This is a genomic window from Oscillibacter sp. PC13 (assembly GCF_900115635.1).
Lineage (GTDB): Bacteria > Bacillota > Clostridia > Oscillospirales > Oscillospiraceae > Oscillibacter.
The window spans coordinates 1-21,353 of record NZ_FOXE01000009.1 but is presented as its reverse complement, the minus strand read 5'-3'; the positions used below and the strand labels follow the sequence as shown (position 1 = coordinate 21,353).

Below are 21,353 nucleotides of genomic sequence, written 5' to 3'. Positions count from 1 at the left end.
TCCTTCACTGCCGCAGGACGGCATCACTTCCGCTATCCCGGTTCACCGGCGCAAAGGCCGCCACCGGCATAGAGGAATCTTCGCGGACAGGCATAGCCTCAGGGCAGAGGGCTGCCGCAAACACCTGATCCACCGTCTCCACCGTGACAAAATGCAGTGCCGCCCGCACCGTTTGATCAATCTCCTCCAAATCCCGCTCGTTGGCTTTTGGGATCAGAACGGTGCCAATGCCATTGCGCTTGGCCGCCATCGTCTTCTCCTTCAGTCCGCCTATAGGCAGCACACGGCCCCGCAACGTTACCTCGCCGGTCATTGCAATGCCGGCTCTGATTTTTCGTTCTGTCAATGCCGAGAGCATTGCCGTGGTAACGGCAATGCCAGCGGAAGGCCCATCCTTCGGCACGGCGCCCTCCGGGAAATGGACATGGATGTCCTTCGTCTTATAGAAGTCCTCCTCAATGCCCAAAACCGCCGCCCGGCTCCGCAGGCAGGAGAGTGCCGCCTGGGCAGATTCCTTCATGACCTCCCCCAGATTGCCGGTGAGCTCCAGCTTGCCGGATCCCTCCATCACGTTGACTTCCACTTCCAGAATCTCGCCGCCGGCTTCTGTCCAAGCCAGCCCGTTCACCACACCGATTTCTTCCTTCTCTGTGTGTAAAGACGCGGGCATCGGTTGGCAATCCAACAGTTTCGGCAGGTCTTTTTCTGTAATGGTAATTCGCTTTACGCTCTCTTTCAAAAGACGCATATCTGCCTTTCGGCAGATGGCGGCCAGCCGCCGCTCCAGCTGACGGACACCGGACTCCCGCGTGTAATCCCGGATGACAGCGCGCAGCGCCTCATCGCCGATGCGAAGGCTGCCCTTCTTCAAGCCGTGCTCTTCCATCTGCTTTGGCAGCAGATGGCGCTTGGCAATCTGCAGCTTTTCCTCGTCGGTATAGCTGGAGAGCTGGATGACCTCCATCCGGTCCAGCAGCGGTCGTGGAATCGTTTCTGTGGTGTTGGCCGTGGTGATGAACATCACCTTACTCAGATCCACGGGGATCTCCAAAAAATGATCCCGGAACGCGTAGTTCTGTTCGCTGTCCAGTACCTCCAAAAGGGCAGATGCCGGATCGCCCCGGTAGTCATTTCCCAGCTTGTCAATTTCGTCCAGCAGCAGAAGCGGATTCATAGACCCGCTGCGGCTGATGGCCTCAATGATGCGGCCAGGCATGGAGCCTATGTAAGTCTTTCGGTGCCCCCGGATATCTGCCTCATCCCGGACACCGCCCAGCGAGAGACGAGCCAGCTTCCGATTCAGTGCTTTGGCAACAGAGATAGCAATGGAGGTCTTTCCAACGCCGGGTGGGCCCACCAAGCAGATAATCTGTCCTTTTCCCTCCGGGTTCATCTGCCGGACGGCAATGGTTTCCAGAATGCGTTCCTTTACCTTCTCCAGGCCGTAGTGGTCGTGCTCCAGCACCCGCCGTGCAGCGTCCACGCTGACCCGCTCCTTTGTTGTCTCCTTCCAGGGCATCTCCAGGCAGACGTCCAAATAATTGCGGATAACGGCGCCCTCAGCGCTTCCAAAGGGCTGCTTGGCCAGCTTGTTGACCTCCTTCAGCAAATGCTTCTCCGGATCCTCGCCTAATTCAAGCTCCACAATGCGCTGGCGGTAGGTCTGCAGTTCATCGTCACCCTCTTCGCCCTCTCCCAGCTCACCTTGGATCACCCGCATCTGTGTGCGGAGAATCTGTTCTTTCTGGGTGCGGGTCAGTTGCTCCCGCACCTTCCCCTCCATCTCATGTTCATAGCCCAGGACATTATTCTCCCGGACCAGGAAGCCGTTCATCTTCCGCAGGCGCAGAAAAGGCGACAGTTCTTCCAAAATCTCCTGCTTGTCATTGTGCCGCAGAACCACATTTTGGGCGATAAAGTCCGCCAAATAGCCTGGATCGCGGCTGTCCATCACTGCGGAGAGCACCTCTTCCGGCACACCGCCCGCCAGCTCTGCATATTCGCCGAACAGTTGATAGGTTTGCCGCAGCAGCGCCTCTGTTCTGGGGCTGCGTGAGAGGGCATCCGACGTTTCATTTTCCGGAATGGACTCCACATTTCCCTGCAAAAAGGGTTCCGTCTGCCACAGGCGGCGCAGACGTGCACGGGTGCGGCCCTCCACCACACAGCGGACAGAGGTGGGAGACAGCCGGAGAATCTGGCTGATATGGGATACAGTACCGATTGTATACAGATCCTTCTCCTCCGGAGATGCAACACCGATCTCCCGCTGCGTCACAAGGAAGATCTCCTGATTACCCTCCATCGCCCGCTCCAGGGCCGCGATGGAGCTCCGCCGCTCCACATCGAAAGTCAGATTCATATGGGGAAATACCGTCAGTCCCCGAAGGGCCAGTACGGGAATATTCCAGGTTGTCAGTTCCATTTGGTTGTTCCTTTCTCATGGGGTAAAAAGCGGAAAGGAGGCGCCAGCGGCGTCCCCTCTCCGTTTCTCTTTAAGACGCCGACGCGGGGGAAGCAGTCCCGGAAACAGGCGTTCCCTCTCCCTTGCCGGTCTTCAATTTCACAGAATAGCTGATTTTTTTTGGATCGCGGGTCAGCACCGGCTCCCCCGTTCCCTCTACGCAGTCGCGGGTAATCACCGCTTTTACAATGGTGGGATCCGAGGGGATGTCGTACATGATCTGCGTCAGCATTCCCTCCATCACCGCCCGCAGACCACGGGCACCGATGCTGCGCTCAATGGCCTTATCAGCAATGGCCTCCAGCGCCTCCTGATCAAACACCAGCTCCACGTCGTCGTACTCCATCAACTTCTTATACTGTTTTACCAAAGCATTTTTCGGCTCTGTCAGAATACGAACCAGATCTGCCCGGTTCAAAGCGTTCAGCGGTGCAATGACCGGCAGGCGGCCAACCAGTTCGGGGATCAAACCGAACTTCAAAATGTCATGAGGCTGTACCTCGCGGAGGATCTTGCTGATGTCCTTATCCTTTTTCCCCTGGACATTTGCACCAAAGCCAATGCTCTTTTGATCCAGCCGCCGCTCAATGATCTTCTCAAGGCCGTCAAAGGCTCCGCCGCAGATAAAGAGGATATTTTTCGTGTTCACCTGGATGAACTCCTGGTGCGGATGCTTCCGCCCGCCCTGGGGCGGTACGTTGGCCACCGTACCCTCTACAATTTTCAGCAAAGCCTGCTGCACGCCCTCACCCGAGACATCCCGGGTGATAGACGTATTCTCGCTCTTTCGGGCAATCTTATCAATCTCATCCACATAGATGATGCCGTGCTCCGCCCGCTCCACATCGAAATCCGCAGCCTGCAGAAGACGCAGGAGGATGTTCTCCACATCGTCGCCCACATAACCGGCCTCCGTAAGCGTGGTGGCATCGGCAATGGCAAAGGGCACCTTCAGAATACGGGCCAATGTCTGTGCAAAGAGCGTCTTGCCGGATCCAGTGGGACCCAGCATCAAAATGTTGCTCTTTTGAAGCTCCACATCTTCGTCCCCGCCGAAGAAAATGCGCTTATAGTGATTGTAAACCGCCACAGACAAGGCCACTTTCGCTTCGTCCTGGCCAATCACATATTGATCCAGCACATCCTTAATCTCCCGGGGAGTTGGAAGCTGATCGGGAATGTCCTCCAGTTCACTGCCTGCCGTATCTTCAAAGCCGTCGCTCAAAATGCTCATGCACAGCTGGACACATTCATCGCAGATGCGCACCCCCGGGCCTTGGATCATTCGATGCACCTGATTTTCGTGCTTGCCGCAAAAGGAACACCGGAGTGCCTTCTTACCGTCTTCGTTCATGGTATTACCTCAGTTTCTGTATTTGCTGCGGCTTTATCTCTTGCTGTAAATAATCTTATCGATCAGGCCAAATGCCTTGGCCTCGTCCGCGCTCATAAAATTATCCCGCTCGCAGGCCGCCGTTACCTCTTCCAGAGGACGGCCGGTGTTATCAGACAGGATCCGGTTCATCCGCTTTTTAATGATTTCCAGCCGCTTCAGGTGGATGGCCATGTCCGTAATCTGTCCCTGGGTACCAGCAGAGGGCTGGTGAATCATAATCTCTGCATTGGGCAGGGCAAAACGTTTGCCCTTGGCGCCGGAAGAGAGCAGGAATGCCCCCATACTGGCGGCCATACCGATACAGATGGTGGATACGTCGCACTTAACATACTGCATCGTGTCATAGATAGCCATGCCATCTGTGACGGATCCGCCGGGGCTGTTGATATAGAACTGGATGTCCTTATCAGGATCCTGTGCCTCCAGATACAGCATCTGTGCCACAACCAGACTGGCCGTAGTGGCGTTGACCTCTTCTCCCAGGAAAATGATTCGATCATTCAGCAGACGGGAAAAAATATCATAAGACCGTTCTCCCCGGTTGGTCTGCTCTACTACGTAAGGGACTAAACTCATTTGATAAAACCTCCTTGAATGGCTGCTTTCATCAGCAGACTGACAGATTTGTCCTCCCAAACCCGATGCGCTCTCGCCCGTGGGTTCTTCCGTCAGCATCCCGCAGTCAAATACGGTAAAGTCCGGGTTATGGGGCAAGTATGGCAAAAGCGCCTCTCCCCCGACGGGGCATCGGCGCCAATGCCGCGCATGCGCCCATCGTACCATAGACGCCATGCGGGAATCTGTCAAATCAATGTGAAAAAGCTGTCTCTGCCGGGTGAAAATCACCCCTTTGCAAATTAGTATGCCCGGAATTATTTGGATTCAACGGACTCCTCGTCAGCTTTTTTTGTCTTTTTGGCGGCAGGCTTCTTGGCAGGTTTTTCCTCACCGCTCTCAGCGGTAGCTGCCTTTTTAGCGGACTTCTTGGCGGGCTTTTTCTCACCAGCCTCTTCGTCCTTCTTAGCCGCTTTCTTTTCGGGCTTCGTTGCGGTGGCGCTGTCCACCACAATGGCCACCGCCTTGCGGGTGATCAGCTGATCCTTCACCTGGGCGGGCTGCAGATATTTCTTTACCATGTCCAGTTCCATGCCGTACTGGTCAGCCATGCTCTGGAATTCCTTTTCCACATCCTCGTCGGAAACTTCCACGTTCTCCGCCTTGATGATGGCAGCCACAGCCAGATCCAGACGAACCTGCCGCTGGGCGGGTTCCTTGGCGTCCTCCAGAAGCTTGGACTCGTCCATACCGGTCATCTTCATGTACTGGTCAAAGGGAATCCCGTTCTGGGCAATCTGCATTTTAAAGTTATCCACAAACTGGTGCGCCTGGTTCTCCACCATGGCATCGGGAACTTCGGCGGTGATGCCCGCAGCCACCTGCTCCATCAGGGCATCCTCAAACGCCTGGTCGGCAGCCTTCTGGCGCTCCTCCGTAATTTTCTTCTTCAGATCCGCCTTCAGATCCTTCAGCGTATCAAACTCGCTGACGTCCTTGGCAAACTCGTCGTCCATGGTGGGGACTTCCTTCTCCTTCACCTCGTGGACTTTCACCTTGAACACCACAGCCTTGCCGGCCAGATCCTTGTGATAATCCTCGGGGAAGGTGATGTCGATGTCCTTTTCATCTCCGGCCTTCATGCCGACGACCTGTTCCTCAAACCCGGGAACAAAGCTGTGGGAGCCCAGTTCCAGGCTGTGGTTCTCACCCTTGCCGCCCTCAAAGGGCTTCCCGTCCAGGAATCCCTCAAAGTCGATAACAGCGGTATCGCCTTCCTTGGCCTCGCGCTCCACGCTTACAAGACGGGTGTTGCGATCACTCAGAACCTTCAGACGCTCATCCACGTCCGCTGCGCTGACCTTCACTTCATCCTTGGGCGCAGACAGTCCCTTGTACTGTCCCAGCGTCACCTCGGGATAGACCGGGGCCACTGCCTTAAACGTAAAGCCGTCCTTTGTGCACTCACCGACCATCTCCACCTGAGGATAGCCCACAACCTGCAGCTTTTCTTCCTGAACCGCTGCCTCATAGGCATCAGGGAATGCAATATTTATAGCCTCTTCAAAAAACACCTCTGCGCCGTACATCCCCTCAATGATCTTGCGGGGGGCCTTGCCGGGGCGGAAACCCGGCACGTTGATCTTCTTGCGCATCTTCTGATATGCTTTTTCGATGGCAGCCTCAAACTCCGGAGCACCGACTTCGATGGTCAGCGCCACCTGGCTTTTTTCCATTTTTTCGCAGCTTTTCACACTCATTTTGTTTACTCCTCCGTTCATCACCCGCTAAACGCCGGTGCGAATTGATATTTTATCAGAAAACTCTTGAAATTACCAGTCTTTTTTCCATCATTCGCAGATTTTTTTTGGGATAAATCCCAAATAATCCGCAGAAATCAGAGAAAACTCTGTTTTTCCCCGCATTCCCTCCAGCCGCCGCCGGATTGCCGGGCCGTGGAGATGTCCGTAACAGCATTGAACCACTGCATATTTTTCCAGAACCGCCAGAATTTCAGGGCACTCATATCCCTGGTACAGGGGCGGGTAGTGAAGAAAGCAGAGGATTGGACACCCCTCCGCCGCCTTCAGTGAGGTTTCCAGCCTTCCCACCTCCCGGTTGAGCACCTTCGCATTGTGGGGCTTTTGATCCTCTTCCAGAAACCATCCTCTTGTCCCACAGAGGGCATAATCCCCATAAAAGGCGCAGTTGTTGTGAAGAAAATCCAGCGTGGTGAATCCCCTCTCCTCAAAAAACGCCTTCATTTTGGACACCGTGGACCACCAGTAGTCGTGATTGCCTTTGATCAACAGCTTCCGGCATGGAAACCGGTCCAAAAAGCGGAAGTCCGCTTCCGCTTCAGAAAGGTCAATTCCCCAAGAGGTATCTCCCGCCAGAATCAGCGTATCTGCCGCAGTGAGCCTTCCCAGGGAGTCCTCAATGCGGCTGGTATACTTCTCCCAGGCCGGCCCAAAAACCTCCATAGACTTGTTCGCCGTCAGGGAGAGGTGCAGGTCCCCAATTGCATACAGGGCCATAGACCCCCTCCTTTCGTCGTCATAATGTTTACCGGACTGTAGTTTCATCTTGCGGCAAAGCCTTTGTCTGCTCCGCTTTCCTTCTCTTCCTGCTGCTCGTCAAACAAGTTTCCCTGCAGCAAGCAGCACAGGTCCTGTTTCCTACGGTTCATAGGCCGCCAAAAGCAGACATGCGTTAAAAAGGGACCCCCACGCCCAAACGCCAGGGGCCGCAAGAAACTCCCACCGGAATTTCCCCATCAGCAAAGGCAGAAGGGTACCGAAAAGAACGGGGGGGCAACAGTACATACCAAGCCACGGTAAGCAACCGGGTAAACCACCCGCATCGCCGCGTCTTTCCCATCACTTTCCAAAACTTGACAGGTTCACCGTGAACTGCCGTGCCCCGGATTAACTTCTGCTCCTCCGCGCTGGTGTTTTCATTTGCTCCACGATTTCCATTTTTGTTTCAGTGTTTCTTCTTACTGCTTGGTTTCTTCCCAGTTTTCCCGTCGTCAAACAGATAGGGCGTTCCGCAGTAAGGGCAGACCGCTGTGGTTCCCTTCTTCACCATCAGGGGGGCGCAGCTCTTGCCGCAGCCCTGGCAGGTCAGGCACCGCAGGCGCACAAACCACGCCACAACCAGCATCGCCGCCGCCAGACAAAACAGCACCATCCGCGGGGTTCCCTTTGTCAGAAGCCCCACCGGAATCAGCAGAATGCCCCAGATTGCCAAAAGGGTGACGAGCCTGAACCATTTCCGCGAGTAGCGAAAATTTTCCTTCTCCATCTTATTTTAAAAACTCCAGTACCACGTTATCCATTCCCGCCTTCTCCGTCCACAGGTCAAACCGGCGCGTCTTTCCCGTCAGCGCCGCCAGACGCCGGGGCGCCGTCACGCCGGAAACCCGCTGCAGCTGGTCAATCAGGGCAACGCCGTCGCTCTCGGGCGTCTCTCCGATGGCGGTGAGCACATGGTTGCAGAACTTATAGGGAGACGCGGTGGACACAAATACCGTCACTGTCTCGTCGCCGGTAGCCTGTCGGTACTGCTCCATGACATTGGCCGCCACGGCCGTGTGCGTGTCAATCAAATAGCCCTTGTTTCTGTAATATTCCGCAATGGTGGCAGCGGTGCCGGACTCGTCGCAGAAGCCGCCCCAGTACTGCTCCTTCAGCGCGGCCTTGATGGCATCGGAGACCTCATACTTTCCATCCTTGGCCAAACGCGCCATATAATCCCGGACCTCGGCGTCATTCTCGCCGGAGAGGTCGAACAGAAGCCGCTCCAGATTGCTGGACACCAAAATGTCCATGGAAGGACTCATGGTGGTGTGGAAGGGCCGGTTACGGTCATACACGCCGGTCCGCAGGAAGTCCGTCAGCACATCGTTGCGGTTGGATGCGCAAATCAGTTTTCCAACCGGCAGTCCCATGTGCTTTGCGTAATAGGCCGCCAGAATGTCGCCGAAGTTGCCGGTGGGCACGCAGAAGTTCACCTTGTCGCCCAGCTTGATTGCCCCATCCCGCAGCAGATCGCAGTACGCGGAGATGTAGTAGACCACCTGAGGCAGAATACGGCCCCAGTTGATGGAATTGGCGGAGGACAGGAAGTACCCCCGGTCCGCCAGTGTGGATCGCATCTTCTCGTCGGAGAAAATCCGCTTGACGCCAGCCTGCGCATCGTCAAAGTTGCCCACAACGGCGCACACGCCCACGTTGGCGCCCTCCTGGGTCACCATCTGGGCCTCTTGAATCTGAGAGACGCCGTCCTTGGGGTAGAACACCATAATCTTCGTCTGGGGCACGTCGGCAAAGCCCTCCATGGCGGCCTTGCCAGTGTCGCCGGAAGTGGCCACCAGGATGCAGACGGTCTTCTCCTCCCCCGTCTTCCGCAGCGCGGCGGACAGCAGCTGGGGCAGCATCTGCAGCGCCATGTCCTTAAAGGCGCTGGTGGGGCCGTGCCACAGCTCCAGGCAGTGCGTATTCTCATCCACTTTGCGGACGGGAGCCACCGCCTCCGTGTCGTACTTGTCCGGACCGTAGGCGTTCTCTGCAAACTGCAGCAGCTCCTCCGCCGTGTAGTCCGTCAGATACAGGCCCATCACTCTGGCGGCCCGCTCCTGATACCGGGCGTTCGTCAGGCTCTGCAGAAAGGCTCCGTCAATCTGCGGAATCTCGCAGGGCGTCAGCAGACCGCCGTCCCGGCTCAGGCCCATCTTGATGGACTCGGCCGCCGTCTGGCGAAGCGCCCGGTTCCGTGTGCTGTAATAGTTCATGCTCTGTTCCTCGCTTTCCAGGAATAAAATTACACAAGATTATTCAAAAGCGTTCTCGAGATACTCGAGTCTTACAACGCTGTGCTTTTCGTCCGTATAGACCTCCGCCACGTCAAAACGGCAGGGGCTATCCAGCTGGTGGGTGCTGAGATAGCAGGCCGCCGCGGCCCGCAGACGCTCCTGCTTTCTCACGCCGACAAATTCCCGGGGCAGACCGTACTCCGTGCCGCTGCGGAGCTTTACCTCCACAAAGCAGAGTGTTCCCGCCGGGTCCTGCGCCACCAGGTCCAGTTCCCCAAACCGACAGCGCCACTGGCTGGCCAGCAGCGTATAGCCGCGCCTGCGCAGGTAGTTCGCCGTCTCCGCCTCGCCGCGGTTGCCAAGGTCCCTGGCGCTCATGTCCGGCGCTCCTCCCACTTTTTCAAAAAGGTTTTTCGGTGCTGGGGGCAGGGGCCATAGCGGTCCAGCATCTCATAGTGGAGCTTCGTGCCATAGCCCTTGTGCCTGGCAAACTGATACTGCGGGTACTGGTCGTTCAGTTCTCCGGACACATACCGGTCCCGGCTGACCTTTGCCAAAATGGACGCCGCGGCGATGGAGGCACTTTTGCCGTCTCCCCCCACGATGGTCACATGAGGCGTTTGAATGGCGTAGCGGCTGCCGTGGTCCCGGTTTCCGTCAATCAGGGCCAAATCCGGCGCTGCGGACAGGCCGTCAATGGCCAGCTGCATGGCGCGCATTCTGGCGTTAAGAATATCCATCTCGTCAATCTCCTCCGCCTCCACCCGCGCCACGCTGTACGCAACCGCCTGCGCCGTAATTTCCGCAAACAGCGCCTCCCGCTTCTTCTCCGTCAGCTTTTTGGAATCATTGAGTCCCGGGATGTCCAGCTCCCGCGGCAAAATCACTGCGGCGGCGTACACCGGCCCCGCCAGGGGACCCGCTCCCGCCTCGTCCACACCGCAGACGATGGAAGCACCGTTATTCCACTGCTCCCGCTCACAGGTCCAAAGGTCCATATGCAGCGCTTTGTTCTCCATACAGCCCTCACGTCTCCTTCGGCATCTCCAGGGTAAAGCGCCCCAGCCTGCCGCCCCGGAACTCGTCCAGCAAAATCTTCGCCATCCGCTCCGTGTCCACATCGCCGCCGGAGATGAGGAAGCCCCGCTTCCGGCCCGCAGCCGTCAGCAGCGCAAAGCCCCAGGCGATGTCATTCTCCCCGTCCTCCCGCTCCGGCAGCGTCTCCAGCTTATAGGCGCTTTTCAAATTCTCCGGGTAGTTCTCTCCCAGATAGGCCATCAGGTGGCAGGCCAGCTCCTCAATGTCCAGAATCTCATCCTTCACCGCGCCGGTAAACGCCAGGTTCAGTCCCACGCTCTGGTCCTCGAACTTGGGCCACAGAATGCCCGGTGTGTCCAGCAGCTCCAGCTGCCTGTCAATGGGTACCCACTGCTTGGAGCGGGTGACGCCGGGGCGGTCCTCCGCCCTGGCGGTTCTCCGTCCTGCGATTTTATTGATGAAGGTGGACTTGCCCACATTAGGCACCCCCAAAATCATTACCCGCATCACCCGGTTCTGTCCCTTTTCCGCATAGGCCCGCAGCTTGTCCGCCAGCAGGCTCCGCACAGCGGCGGCAAACTTCGTCGTCCCCGCGCCGCCCTTGGCGTCGGACTCCAGCACCGCATAGCCCTTGGCTCGGAAATAAGCGGCCCACTGCCGGGTCCCCTCCGGGTCCGCCTGATCCACCCGGTTTAAAACCACCAGGCGGGGTTTTCCCGCCGTCAGCTCGTCCACATCCGGGTTCCGGCTGGAGATGGGGATGCGGGCATCCAAAATCTCGCACACCGCATCCATATTCTTAATCTGTTCCGCAATCATGCGCCGGGTCTTGGTCATATGACCCGGATACCACTGAATATTCATACGTTCTCGTTATCCAATCCATCCGATGCGGGAGAACTCCCGCTCCTGCGTTGTCTCGTCCTTCCCGGGGAAGGCCAGCACCACCGCCTTGCCGATGACATATCGGGTGTCCACCGTGCCCAGACGGGAATCCCGGCTGTCGCTGGAATGGTTGCGGTTATCGCCCATGACAAAAATACAGCCCTCCGGCACCGTCAGGGGAAACTCCGTTCCCTCATCCAAAAAGGTCAGTTCATTGATATAGGGCTCATCCAGCAGCTTTCCGTCCACCCGGACGGAGCCGTTTTCAAAGTCGATTTCCACCAGCTGTCCCGCTGTGGCAATCACCCGCTTGACAATGGGCTCCTCCAGGAAGGCATCCTTCCGCAGCACCACAACGTCGCCGTACTGATAGTCGTCGTACAGCATGGAATTCAGCACCAGCAGCCGGTCCCCATCCTGCAGCGTGGGCACCATGGAGTGCCCGTCCACGCCGATCAATCGAATGACAAATGTGAACAGCAGCACCACTGCCAGCACAGAGCAGACCAGTGCCTGAACCCACTCATACAAGTCCCGGCCGGTGTCCTCCTTTGACTGCTCCGACTTTGTATCCTGCTCATTTTCCCGCATGTTTCCGATCACCTCAGGTTAAAGTTCCGATCCGGTTCCATTCACGCCGTTCGGTATTTGCCGTATTCCCCGGCACTGCCAGCCAGACAGCACGGCCAATAACGCATCGGATATCCACCGCACCCAGCTCTGGATCCCGGCTGTCCCGGCTGTCATTGCGGTTATCGCCCATGACAAAAATGCAGCCCTCCGGCACCACCAGGGGAAACTCCGTTCCCTCATCCAGATGGGTATTCTCCCGGATATATGCCTCCTCCAGCACGGTCCCGTCCACCGTCACCGCGCCATTTTCAAAATCAATGCCCACCGTCTGTCCCTCTGTGGCGATCACACGCTTGACAATGGGGTCGCCGTTTTCAAAGGACGCCTTCCGGACAATCACAATTTCCCCGCTCTCTGGCTCCCCGGAGAGCAGCCGGTTCACCACCACCAGCAGGTCGCCGTCCTGCAGTGTCTCCCGCATGGATGGCCCGTCCACCCGCATCACACGGACTGCAAAGGTAAATACCAAAACCACTGTCAGCACAGATGAGACCACCGCCTGCATCCATTCGTACAGGTCCCGGCTTTGCTGCAGCCGCTTCCCACCTGTCATGTCATCAGCCTCCTGCAGCCAATATTCTTGCATGATATTGAAATAGTATAGCAAACAACTTCCGGAATCACAAGGGATTGTGCCGGAAATTCACGGATTTTTTCCCGCAATGCAAGAAAAAAGAGAGGCTCACGCCTCTCTTTTGCCTCTCGCTTAGAGCTTCTCCTTGACCTTGGCACCCTTGCCCACGCGGCCGCGCAGATAATACAGCTTTGCCCGGCGGACAGCACCGTTGCGCACAACCTCGATGGTATCAATGGAGGGAGAGTGAACCGGGAAAACCTTCTCCACACCGACGCCATAGGAGATACGGCGAACCGTAATGGTCTCCTCAATACCGCCGTGCTTCTTGCCGATGACAGTGCCTTCGAAGATCTGGATACGCTCGCGGGAGCCTTCCTTCACCTTCACATGCACACGCACCATGTCGCCTACCTGCACCTGGGGCACTGCGTTCTGCAGGGTTTCCTTGTTCAGTTCCTTGATCAAATCCATGGATAAATCCTCCTAAATTATAGGTGTTCATGCCGTTGTTCCATGGCACATCTGCGCAGCTTCGGCGCGTGCACGACAGAGGACCACCCTTTGTAGCTATGATAGAGTATCATAAACTCCACGGATTTGCAAGTATTATTTTCATTTATGCGCCTAAAAAATCACTGTTTCCAACTATTTCTCCAGCAGCCGTCCCAAGCAGTCCGATAACCGCCGGCAGCAGCCAGAGGCTTCCGCCGCTGCAGTGCATCAAAAAAACGATCCCCGCGGCCAGCGCCAGCGCAGTACAGCCTCCAACGCACCGTGCGGCCCACTCTCCCGCCGCCGGACCGGCAGCCCAGCTTACCAGCAATTCCAGCGTCCGTCCGCCATCCAGCGGCCGGATCGGCAGCAAATTGAAGCTGCACAGTACCAGATTGGCTCCCACCGGAATGGACCATCGTTCTCCGCCGGCCACTACCATTGCCAGCGCACACAGCAGGTTGGCGGCTGGTCCTGCCAGCACTGTCACCAATTCCCTTCTGTAGGAGAGAGGGCCGCCTGCAGTCTCCATCACCGCGCCAAACACACTGATCCTCACTCTGGAAATCCCCGCGCCGCAGGCGCGCAGCGCCAGATAATGTCCAAGCTCGTGAGTACCGGCTGCGGCCAGCACCACCGCAAGAAGGTCAACTCCATTTGCCAGTACGAACCAGGCTGTCAGCAGCCAGAACCCACCTGAAATCTGAAGCGTTCCTCTATCCCAGAGCCACATAGTATATAGGGTTCAGATAATCACTCTCCCTGTGCAGCTCAAAGTGAAGATGCGGTCCTGTGGCCATGCCGGTCTCCCCCACCTCAGCAATCTTCTGCCCTTCTGTCACTGATGTACCGGAGGATGCGGTCACCTTGCTGCAGTGCGCGTATAAGGTCGAATAGCCGCCTTCATGTGCCACAATCAGATATTTGCCATAGCTGCTGCTCTCCCCTACCGCTGTCACAGTCCCGTCGGCAAAGCAGCCAACGGCTGTACCGGTATCCGCCGCAATGTCAATGCCATAGTGAAACCGTTCTTCTCCTTCTACAGGGTGTTCCCGGTATCCGAAATTGGAACTCAGCGTTCCCATTACAGGTGTACAGTAATCAAATCCCAGAATCGCCTGCTCCATACTGACATGTTCCGGGAGGTTTTGATCGGAATAGAGAACATAGGCCAAGGTGGACGTCTCCGGCTGGCCAGCCGCTTCCGTGGGTGCTGTTTGCTGCAGCTGGTCCGTTTTTGCAGCATTGCCGGAGGATGATTCTTCCCCTATCCAGGTTCCGCCTGCGCCGGTCCGGAATGACCGCAGAGAATCCAGCGCCTGTGGAATTTGCAGTTGACCTTCCACTGTAGCTGCCGTCTCCAAAGGTTCCCCCTCTTGGGGCTTGAATACCGCCTGATAGACGTCTTCCAGGGTTCCGCCGATGTTCTCCTCTCCGGATACGGCGCGCCCCACGGCAGAAAACACCGCCTGGACATCCATGTTCTGCTGCATCAGGCCGGACAGATGTTCATTCAGCTGGGCCATTCTTCCCGGCAGCAGCAGCTTGACTGCAACCAACAGCACGAAAATACTGCCGCAGGCCACCAGCTGCAGTAAAATTCGTTGCTCTCTCTGGCTCAGCGGTTCATTTTTTTGCCGAGCTGTTGTCCGGCTCCCTGCCGTTTTTTTGGGTTTTGTACGCTTGTGCCCGGAAGAAATGGTATAGATTCTCCGTCCTGCCTGCCGTGAAATCATGGGATCCCCCTCCCTTTTGCATCTCTTCTGCACCTTATGAGGTGCTTTTGAAGAATATACCTGAATCCTATCACGTAAAAACTGCCCGCCGATAATATCGGCGGGCAGTCTGACGAGCGTCCTTCGGACTTTTCCTTCCGGGTTTGACGGGGCTTTGCGCAGTCCAACTTTATGACGCAGGCCGCCGGGTCAGCAGCAGGCCGCTGGTGATAGCGGTCAGCGGCGCTACCGTCACCAGACCAAACGATCCTACCACAGTGTGGACAATTTCAGCGGCCACGTATTTATAATTCAGGATGAAGGAAACAGGCGTGCCCTGGGCCATAAAAACCATCAGCAAAGCGATATAGCTGCCGGAATAGGCCAGCAGAAGGGTCGTCGTCGTGGATCCGCAGGCGGCCCGGCCCACAGCAAACCCTGACGCAATAGCCTCCCTGGGCCCAATGTCCGGCCGCTTCTGGATCACCTCATATACGGAGGAGCAGATGTCCACCGACAAATCCATCACTGCGCCGGAAGAGCCCAGGAAGATGGATGCCATGAAGATACGGGTTAAATCCAGCGTCTGGTAGCCAGCATACAGCAGGCTCTCACTGGACTCCATCACAGCTCCATGAATCCGGAACAGGTCTGTGAATACCACACCCAGCACCGCCGTGACAGCAATGCCCAACGCTGCGCCGGCGGTAGCTGCCAGGCAGCGCCGGTCAAAGCCGTAAATCAGGCTGAGGATCATTCCGGTGAGCACCAGTACCAGGGCCAGGGCCACCCACACCGGATTCCACCCCCGCAACAGGCAGGGCACCAGCACCTTCCACATTAACAGGATCGTGTCTACAAAGGACAAAATCGCCCGGATGCCGGTGCTTCCTGCAAAAAGAACCAGCAGCAGCAAGAACAGGCCCGCAAGCACCGCCTCCTTGTCCAGGCGGTAGTGGTCTGTCATGGAAACGGTGATAACCTTCCCATCGCTGTGGCTGACCACCACGAAGGCGATATCTCCGGGAGTGAAGATCTTGTCTTGGGCCAGTGACCCGTTGAGGCGGTTCACCGCATCAACCGTCTCTCCCTTGAAGTGTCCCCCCAACAGCTTCACCCGACACCGCTGCTCACCGGTGCGGATGAGGCCGGTATCCACGATGTCGCTCTCGTCCGTCTCCAGTACCTCCGCACGTACCCGGTCTGCAGCCTGGTAGTTTACCGCCCCCTCGTAGCCGGTGGGCAGCAGCAGCAGCGCTGCCAGCAGCACCAGCGCCGCCAGCACCGGCCCCTGCGTCCGGCGGGAAATTGTCATAGGTTTCAGCTTCATAATCCCTCCAGCGAACATGCGGAAGGGAGCGGCCTTGGCCGCCCCCATCGCAAAGACGCAGTTTTCTCTTATTTCACCCGCAGCATATCGGCCAGCTTTGTATAAATGGCGGTGTTGTCATAGTAGCCGCCAAAGCTCTCGGCCCCCATGCCGTCGGCGAAGACGGCAACCGGCAGGCCAGTGTGGGAGTAGCTGGTGAAGTCAATGCCGGACTTGTTGTTCAGAATGTGGGTGACCGTCACGGAGAAGGGGTTATAGGTGCCATACAGGACATACTGCTCCTGATTGTACTTGCTGGAATCAAAATCGCTCATAGCCAGCTCATAGGCGGTATTCAGGCGTTGAATCTCGTATTGGGTGAGCACCAGCTTATCCGTGGCGGCGCCGCTCATCTTCAGGCCGAACAGCTTCTCCACATCCTTCATGGCCGTCTCAAAGGGGGTGTTGTTCTTCTTGTAGCTTGCGACATACTGCTCATCGAACTGGGCGTAGGAGATGGTTTGGCTGGTGAGGTTGGTCAGGTAGGTGTCGTAGTCGGTTCCGGCATAGCCGATGGTCAGGCCGCCGGTCTCATGGTCGCCGGTCACCAGGATCAGCGTGTCCTTGGGGTGCTGCTTGGCGAAGTCCACAGCCACCTGAACGGCATCAGCCAGAGCCAGCGTGTCGCTGACGGTGGAGCCGGCATCATTGGCGTGGCAGGCCCAGTCGATCTTGCCGCCTTCGCACATCATGAAAAAGCCCTTCTTGTTGTTCAGAACCTCGATGCCCTTTTCCACATAGTCCGCCAAGGCCCACTCGCCCTCGGCACGGTCCAGCTCGTAATCCATCGCATCCGAGTCCGCCAGGTGCTCATCGATAAGGATGACCTTTTCATCGGCCGCGGTGACCTTTTCGGCATCCGCCTGGGTGTAGGTAACCTTGTAGCCGGCGTTCTCCGCCAAATCATACAGGCTGGTCTGGTTCTTGTCATTACCGGTCGGCTTTTTCAGCGCACCGCCGGCAAAGTATTCGAAGCCGGACTCCACCAGTTCCTGGCCAATCTCATAGTAGTTGTTGCGGCTGGCCTGATGGGCATAGAACGCGGCGGGCGTAGCATGGTTCAGGTTGACGGAGGAAATAACACCAACCTTCCAGCCCTTCTGTTTATGCAGCTTTTCCGCAATGGTCTGATACTCCTTCGTGCCGGTCTCGTCCACATTGATCATACCGGAATAGGTCTTGTATCCAGTGGCGATGGAGGTGGCGGTGGAAGCGGAGTCGGGGGCAAAGCTGCAGGAATCATAAGTGACAGCAGAGCCGGCCACTTCAAAGTTCATGAAGTTCAGAGCCTCGGGGCCGTTATCCAGTTTGGCGCCCTTGCGGTCGGCATAAGAAACGCTGGGCAGGGCCTGCATATAGTCTTTATCAGCCACGGCGCCCAAATAGTCGGAAGCGGCCTGGAACTGGGGATAGCTCATTCCATCTCCAATAAACAGAAATACGTATTTGGGGGTTCTGCCGGCGTCATAGGTCGCGGTGGCGGAGATTACAGGGGAAGTCTCCGCAGGCTGTGTCTCCTGCTTTGCCAGCTGAGCTGCTTGTGCGGACAGTCCAAGAACTGTGACGCCAGCCAGCAGACATGCGAGCATTCTCTTCTTCATTTTCTTACTCCTCGTTTCTCTTCATTGTTCAGCACCATTCGTGCAAGCCCAGTATATCGGTTTTCCGGAAGGCAGGACACCATGTCAAAGAAAAGAATATGTTAAATTCAGGCACAATAACAATCGGAACTTCCCTGCCTGTAACACGGCAGCATGTGCAATGGTAGAGGTGGAGCCGAGATCCATGCGTGAAATCCACTGGTACATGAATCATGTTGTAACTGCAGTATTGTATTCAAGGAGAGGTTCGTATAACGGTGTTCATACCAGGCCCAAAGGCACGTACCTTTAAAAAAACAGTATAGATTACAGTATGATAAGTGCTACCATTTCCGTGTGTAGAGCGATGGATTTCCTGGCATGCGGCAAGGCAGACAGGATTCTTTCCAGTATTGTCCTGGACAGCACCAGTGCCGCCGAGCAGATACCCAAGGACGCAAGGGGCCGCTTCATCACGGGAGATGGAATGGTATTTCAAGGCTGTCTGTCCGATGTGGAACGGCCTTAACGGAGTGATACCATGCCGCACAAAAAGAAACCCACGGACTACGGCACCGGGATACTCTACCACGAGGTGGAGGCTCTGGCCCGTGTCCTGCTCCCGGAGATATTAGCGTTTTTCGAGAGCGAGGAGGGGCAGAGGGAATACGCCGAGTGGAAAGCCCAGAAGCAAGCAAAAACAACAGAACAAGGGTAAACACAAGGCGGGAACATCTGAATCGATGCTCCCACCTTTATCCTAACAATTATTCAATGGACAATCTTTGCACTTGACATATATAGGATATCTATATATATTCATTTATATAGGCAGCCTACATAAGAAAGGGGGAGGCATTTATGGAACTGGATAAAAGTTTAATCAGCGGCAGCATGGCACTACTTGTAATGAAATTGCTGGAAGGTAGTGATATGTACGGCTATCAGATGATTGAGGAGTTGAAGAAACGGTCAGATAATACATTCCATTTGAAAGCTGGCTCACTGTACCCATTGCTCCATAGCTTAGAAGAAAAGGGGTATGTTTCAGCCTATGAGCAAAATGCCACAGCCGGAAAACCGAGGCGATACTATCATTTAACACGCCAAGGGCGTGGAGCACTGCAAGAGAGAGAAAAATCATGGAGTATATATGCCCATGCAGTCAATCGAGTGTTGGGGGGAGGCGTATGCTATGTCGGAGCATAATACCATACAGAGTTATTTAGAAACGGTTGCATCACAAATTAGGTGGAAACGAGCACGACCAATAGTGACATTGGAACTGGAACGACATTTAGAAGATCAACGGGATACCTTTGCAGCAGAAGGTCACGAGAACGCCGAACAAATGGCGTTGGCAGAGATGGGGGATCCGGTGGTATTGGGTGTGAAATTGGACAGCGTTCACCGCCCCGCACCGCAGTATGGGCTGCTTGCACTCACAATTCTTTTTGCATTATTCGGTGCTATTCTCCGAATATGGCTAACCGCAGATTGGGAGCAATACTACATGGACATTGACCCATTAAAAACCTTGCTTGCATTTGCTTTGGGATGTACGGCTCTTTTATTGGGCTATTTTCTGGATTATTCTCGGTTGGGGCTTCATGGCAGGAAAGTGTATATCGGTGCTTTAATCATTGGTGTCATGGCGCTGTTTTTTTCGCCGCATATCGCTGGGGTTCCCTATTATACCCGCTATATAGCATTATGCTATCCTGTGGTATATGCTTTTTGGCTATATACCTGTCGCAGAAAAGGCTGGATGGGCCTAATGCTTTCAATTATTGGCGGAATTCCATTAGCATTGATTTGTGTGCTTACACCTAATGCGTTTGGATTTTTGATGCTGTTGGTGACAGGATTTATTTTGTTGATTATGGCAGCGTGGAACAACTGGTTTGAACTTGGCAGACGGAAATCTCTGCTTTCGGTGATACTCTGTGCTGCTGTGATAGTTGGTACTGGCCTCTGCTATTTCCTTTCTTCCGACTACAGTATTCGGCGATTTAGTATTGCGCTTCATCCAGAGCAAGATCCTCTTGGTGCGGGATATCAGGCGTATGCCATTAGAAAGGCACTTGAAATATCCATGTGGTTTGGTGAAGGAACTTGGAGTCCAGAGATTTTCGCTTACCCATTTGAAAAGACAGTGCCCGGATGCGATAGCGATGCTTTATTGACAACGCTTGTTTATAAATTAGGGTGGCTACCGTTTCTAATTGTTGTTATGGTATTTGTGGCTCTGGTAGGGCTGCTTGTGTACCGCTGCTTAAAGCATAAAAGTCAGTTGGGTAAGGTAGTTGCTTTAGCTGTTGTGATAACGCTGTTCGCACAGGCGCTTTGTAGTGTTGCGTATAATTTGGGGTTCACTTTATTTAGCGCAGCATTTCCTATGGTCATTGGCAATCTGAATACTGTCATAAATATGTGGCTTGTTGGACTGGTATTGTCGGTATTTCGAGAAGAAAGTATCGCACGAGACCATGCGTGTGATGAAAAATCGTTGTTACCACGCTACCGCATAAAAATACTCGTCCAAAAGTGTTGATGATACGGTAAAGGCCCCGCCAACAGGCGAGGCCTTTACTTATAGATTATAGAATATCCTCAATAGAAATGATAAATCCGAATACATTCCAAACTTGGATAATTTATTCGGATTATCATTAAAGGATCTGTGAAAATCCAGTCATATCAATGGTTTGTAAGCAGTCGGCAAAAGGCTTCATCTTAAATTGTACGCTCCCACACCTTTACTTGCGTGATTACATCGCGCAGACGATCACCACCAACCATATACTCCAGAATTTCGTCGGCGGTATCACACCATTTCTCAGTACGAGCGTTTATTTCCGCAGAGCCAGCCTGACAAATCACCATTTTAGGCGCTGCATCTGCCGCAGGAGAAATACAGCCAAAGCAGCAATACAGCACGCCATTCCACTCGAACTGGACTTCGCCGCCGCGCCGCATACACTGCTTGAAATCACTGATCGTTTTAAACCGATTATCTTCAAGGCTGTTTGTGCCGACCCATGTTGCCATGTTCGTGTTCCTCCCGTACAAAAAGCTCTTGGTAGTCTGTTCTTTGCCGAATTGAAAGCCTGACTGATCCCATATGATGCTATGTTGGTGTGGAACTTCATGATACTTGGGGAAGCCATGGTTTGTATGGTGAATTTCCAAATATGCTTTTCCGTCAGGACCAATCAGCGTTTCAATAAGCTCTCCTTTTGCTGTATAGGTATATTTTGTTTCGCCCGGTTCTCCCCAGAATCGCTCATCCTCTGGTTTTGACGGTTTGATTTCTCCGCCGTAGGCGCTTCCTCCGCCTTTTCCAATCAGGTACGGCTCTATTGTATCACGATTATTACTGGATGTGCCGCCAATTTTAAAGGCATCCAAATCTTCACGACGGAAACTTCGTTCATAGTTCATATACCTCCAGGAACTGCGCTCGTAATCCACGTAGATGATATTGCCCTGCATTTCGGGAAACGGTGTATTGTAGCAGATAATTTTTTCCGGCTCAATACGACGCAGCATCTCGTTGTATCCAGCCATGAACCACTCTTTTTGATCCTGGCGGTTGTCGTGTTCGGACGCCATGTAGGTGGAGACAGCCACCACACTGCCTCTTTCGAGCCCCTCAAAGCAGAAATCAAACGTGGATTCATCTCCCCAGTTGACAGTCGGAATGACCCGGAGCCCTTTGGATGCCCAGTAAGCGCCGCACCAACGATTACGAAATACATTGTAAAGCTGCATGACAGGCGCCATTTCCAGGTACATACTGAAATCCGGCGACAGCACCGCACGGTATCGGG

22 protein-coding genes are annotated in these 21,353 nt (G+C 55.0%); 4 read left to right on the top strand and 18 right to left on the bottom strand.

Annotated features, from left to right (window positions below):
• Positions 1–4 precede the first annotated feature (4 nt).
• The 17 genes from lon to BMZ81_RS06775 form a co-directional block, all read right to left on the bottom strand.
• On the bottom strand, positions 5–2,425 hold the full coding sequence (lon, locus tag BMZ81_RS06855; RefSeq protein ID WP_091130180.1) for an endopeptidase La: 2,421 nt from the start codon (positions 2,423–2,425) through the stop codon (positions 5–7).
• A gap of 70 nt (positions 2,426–2,495) precedes the next feature.
• Positions 2,496–3,818 carry an ATP-dependent Clp protease ATP-binding subunit ClpX gene (gene clpX / locus BMZ81_RS06850; RefSeq protein WP_091130179.1) on the bottom strand — a complete coding sequence of 441 codons (1,323 nt, stop codon included), beginning with the start codon at positions 3,816–3,818 and terminating at the stop codon, positions 2,496–2,498.
• A 33-nt stretch (positions 3,819–3,851) separates the two neighbouring features.
• Complete coding sequence (locus BMZ81_RS06845) at positions 3,852–4,436, bottom strand: ATP-dependent Clp protease proteolytic subunit (protein WP_091130178.1); 585 nt, start codon at positions 4,434–4,436, stop codon at positions 3,852–3,854.
• Positions 4,437–4,732: 296 nt separating this feature from the next.
• Complete coding sequence (gene tig / locus BMZ81_RS06840) at positions 4,733–6,175, bottom strand: trigger factor (protein ID WP_091130176.1); 1,443 nt, start codon at positions 6,173–6,175, stop codon at positions 4,733–4,735.
• Positions 6,176–6,265: 90 nt separating this feature from the next.
• Positions 6,266–6,952 carry a metallophosphoesterase gene (locus tag BMZ81_RS06835; protein WP_091130175.1) on the bottom strand — a complete coding sequence of 229 codons (687 nt, stop codon included), beginning with the start codon at positions 6,950–6,952 and terminating at the stop codon, positions 6,266–6,268.
• 448 nt (positions 6,953–7,400) lie between these two features.
• A complete protein-coding gene (locus BMZ81_RS06830) occupies positions 7,401–7,721 on the bottom strand; it encodes a zinc-finger domain-containing protein (protein ID WP_091130172.1) in 321 nt (106 codons plus the stop codon).
• 1 nt (position 7,722) lies between these two features.
• Positions 7,723–9,210 (bottom strand): threonine synthase, encoded by a 1,488-nt coding sequence (gene thrC / locus BMZ81_RS06825; RefSeq protein WP_091130170.1) that lies wholly within the window; start codon positions 9,208–9,210, stop codon positions 7,723–7,725.
• A 39-nt stretch (positions 9,211–9,249) separates the two neighbouring features.
• Positions 9,250–9,609 carry a YraN family protein gene (locus BMZ81_RS06820; RefSeq protein ID WP_091130167.1) on the bottom strand — a complete coding sequence of 120 codons (360 nt, stop codon included), beginning with the start codon at positions 9,607–9,609 and terminating at the stop codon, positions 9,250–9,252.
• Complete coding sequence (locus tag BMZ81_RS06815; protein WP_242942587.1) at positions 9,606–10,229, bottom strand: ribonuclease HII; 624 nt, start codon at positions 10,227–10,229, stop codon at positions 9,606–9,608. Before BMZ81_RS06815 ends, BMZ81_RS06820 begins: the two co-directional genes overlap by 4 nt.
• A 28-nt stretch (positions 10,230–10,257) precedes the next feature.
• The gene (ylqF, locus tag BMZ81_RS06810) at positions 10,258–11,133 is read right to left on the bottom strand and encodes a ribosome biogenesis GTPase YlqF (protein WP_091130164.1); all 876 of its coding nucleotides are present in this window, start codon (positions 11,131–11,133) and stop codon (positions 10,258–10,260) included.
• A gap of 9 nt (positions 11,134–11,142) precedes the next feature.
• Complete coding sequence (lepB, locus tag BMZ81_RS06805; protein ID WP_091130162.1) at positions 11,143–11,745, bottom strand: signal peptidase I; 603 nt, start codon at positions 11,743–11,745, stop codon at positions 11,143–11,145.
• A 13-nt stretch (positions 11,746–11,758) separates the two neighbouring features.
• Positions 11,759–12,340 (bottom strand): signal peptidase I, encoded by a 582-nt coding sequence (gene lepB / locus BMZ81_RS06800; protein ID WP_091130159.1) that lies wholly within the window; start codon positions 12,338–12,340, stop codon positions 11,759–11,761.
• A 153-nt stretch (positions 12,341–12,493) separates the two neighbouring features.
• Complete coding sequence (gene rplS / locus BMZ81_RS06795; RefSeq protein WP_091130158.1) at positions 12,494–12,835, bottom strand: 50S ribosomal protein L19; 342 nt, start codon at positions 12,833–12,835, stop codon at positions 12,494–12,496.
• A 145-nt stretch (positions 12,836–12,980) separates the two neighbouring features.
• A complete protein-coding gene (locus tag BMZ81_RS06790; protein WP_091130155.1) occupies positions 12,981–13,589 on the bottom strand; it encodes a site-2 protease family protein in 609 nt (202 codons plus the stop codon).
• Positions 13,573–14,592 carry a M23 family metallopeptidase gene (locus BMZ81_RS06785; RefSeq protein WP_091130153.1) on the bottom strand — a complete coding sequence of 340 codons (1,020 nt, stop codon included), beginning with the start codon at positions 14,590–14,592 and terminating at the stop codon, positions 13,573–13,575. The genes BMZ81_RS06790 and BMZ81_RS06785 overlap by 17 nt, the downstream gene beginning before the upstream one ends.
• A 169-nt stretch (positions 14,593–14,761) precedes the next feature.
• A complete protein-coding gene (locus tag BMZ81_RS06780) occupies positions 14,762–15,901 on the bottom strand; it encodes a YibE/F family protein (RefSeq protein ID WP_091130151.1) in 1,140 nt (379 codons plus the stop codon).
• Positions 15,902–15,969: 68 nt separating this feature from the next.
• Positions 15,970–17,541 (bottom strand): alkaline phosphatase, encoded by a 1,572-nt coding sequence (locus BMZ81_RS06775; RefSeq protein ID WP_091130149.1) that lies wholly within the window; start codon positions 17,539–17,541, stop codon positions 15,970–15,972.
• A gap of 346 nt (positions 17,542–17,887) precedes the next feature.
• Here BMZ81_RS06775 and BMZ81_RS14025 point away from each other — a divergent pair, with 346 nt between their 5' ends.
• The 4 genes from BMZ81_RS14025 to BMZ81_RS06765 all read left to right on the top strand — a co-directional run bounded on the left by BMZ81_RS14025 (position 17,888) and on the right by BMZ81_RS06765 (position 20,074).
• A complete protein-coding gene (locus BMZ81_RS14025; RefSeq protein WP_177187234.1) occupies positions 17,888–18,049 on the top strand; it encodes a hypothetical protein in 162 nt (53 codons plus the stop codon).
• Between the two features lie 12 nt (positions 18,050–18,061).
• On the top strand, positions 18,062–18,238 hold the full coding sequence (locus BMZ81_RS14020) for a hypothetical protein (RefSeq protein ID WP_177187233.1): 177 nt from the start codon (positions 18,062–18,064) through the stop codon (positions 18,236–18,238).
• Positions 18,239–18,381: 143 nt separating this feature from the next.
• Positions 18,382–18,729: a PadR family transcriptional regulator gene (locus BMZ81_RS06770; protein WP_091130147.1), complete on the top strand. Its 348-nt coding sequence runs from the start codon at positions 18,382–18,384 to the stop codon at positions 18,727–18,729.
• Entirely contained in the window at positions 18,716–20,074 is a 1,359-nt protein-coding gene (locus tag BMZ81_RS06765) for an FtsW/RodA/SpoVE family cell cycle protein (protein WP_177187232.1), read from the top strand. Before BMZ81_RS06770 ends, BMZ81_RS06765 begins: the two co-directional genes overlap by 14 nt.
• 182 nt (positions 20,075–20,256) lie before the next feature.
• Here BMZ81_RS06765 and BMZ81_RS06760 read toward each other — a convergent pair.
• A partial coding sequence (locus tag BMZ81_RS06760) for a DUF4417 domain-containing protein (RefSeq protein WP_143072749.1) occupies positions 20,257–21,353 on the bottom strand: 1,097 nt, incomplete at its 5' end.

Bases quoted from the DNA above. Each gene is read 5' to 3' on its own strand.
- BMZ81_RS14025 (WP_177187234.1), top strand. From the start codon at position 17,888: ATGGATTTCCTGGCATGCGGCAAGGCAGACAGGATTCTTTCCAGTATT.
- lepB (WP_091130159.1), bottom strand. From the start codon at position 12,340: ATGACAGGTGGGAAGCGGCTGCAGCAAAGCCGGGACCTGTACGAATGG.
- lon (WP_091130180.1), bottom strand. From the start codon at position 2,425: ATGGAACTGACAACCTGGAATATTCCCGTACTGGCCCTTCGGGGACTG.
- BMZ81_RS14020 (WP_177187233.1), top strand. From the start codon at position 18,062: ATGCCGCACAAAAAGAAACCCACGGACTACGGCACCGGGATACTCTAC.
- BMZ81_RS06765 (WP_177187232.1), top strand. From the start codon at position 18,716: ATGTCGGAGCATAATACCATACAGAGTTATTTAGAAACGGTTGCATCA.
- BMZ81_RS06785 (WP_091130153.1), bottom strand. From the start codon at position 14,592: ATGATTTCACGGCAGGCAGGACGGAGAATCTATACCATTTCTTCCGGG.
- thrC (WP_091130170.1), bottom strand. From the start codon at position 9,210: ATGAACTATTACAGCACACGGAACCGGGCGCTTCGCCAGACGGCGGCC.
- BMZ81_RS06780 (WP_091130151.1), bottom strand. From the start codon at position 15,901: ATGAAGCTGAAACCTATGACAATTTCCCGCCGGACGCAGGGGCCGGTG.
- BMZ81_RS06820 (WP_091130167.1), bottom strand. From the start codon at position 9,609: ATGAGCGCCAGGGACCTTGGCAACCGCGGCGAGGCGGAGACGGCGAAC.
- BMZ81_RS06830 (WP_091130172.1), bottom strand. From the start codon at position 7,721: ATGGAGAAGGAAAATTTTCGCTACTCGCGGAAATGGTTCAGGCTCGTC.
- BMZ81_RS06790 (WP_091130155.1), bottom strand. From the start codon at position 13,589: ATGTGGCTCTGGGATAGAGGAACGCTTCAGATTTCAGGTGGGTTCTGG.
- rplS (WP_091130158.1), bottom strand. From the start codon at position 12,835: ATGGATTTGATCAAGGAACTGAACAAGGAAACCCTGCAGAACGCAGTG.
- lepB (WP_091130162.1), bottom strand. From the start codon at position 11,745: ATGCGGGAAAATGAGCAGGATACAAAGTCGGAGCAGTCAAAGGAGGAC.
- clpX (WP_091130179.1), bottom strand. From the start codon at position 3,818: ATGAACGAAGACGGTAAGAAGGCACTCCGGTGTTCCTTTTGCGGCAAG.
- BMZ81_RS06770 (WP_091130147.1), top strand. From the start codon at position 18,382: ATGGAACTGGATAAAAGTTTAATCAGCGGCAGCATGGCACTACTTGTA.
- ylqF (WP_091130164.1), bottom strand. From the start codon at position 11,133: ATGAATATTCAGTGGTATCCGGGTCATATGACCAAGACCCGGCGCATG.
- BMZ81_RS06835 (WP_091130175.1), bottom strand. From the start codon at position 6,952: ATGGCCCTGTATGCAATTGGGGACCTGCACCTCTCCCTGACGGCGAAC.
- tig (WP_091130176.1), bottom strand. From the start codon at position 6,175: ATGAGTGTGAAAAGCTGCGAAAAAATGGAAAAAAGCCAGGTGGCGCTG.
- BMZ81_RS06815 (WP_242942587.1), bottom strand. From the start codon at position 10,229: ATGGACCTTTGGACCTGTGAGCGGGAGCAGTGGAATAACGGTGCTTCC.
- BMZ81_RS06775 (WP_091130149.1), bottom strand. From the start codon at position 17,541: ATGAAGAAGAGAATGCTCGCATGTCTGCTGGCTGGCGTCACAGTTCTT.
- BMZ81_RS06845 (WP_091130178.1), bottom strand. From the start codon at position 4,436: ATGAGTTTAGTCCCTTACGTAGTAGAGCAGACCAACCGGGGAGAACGG.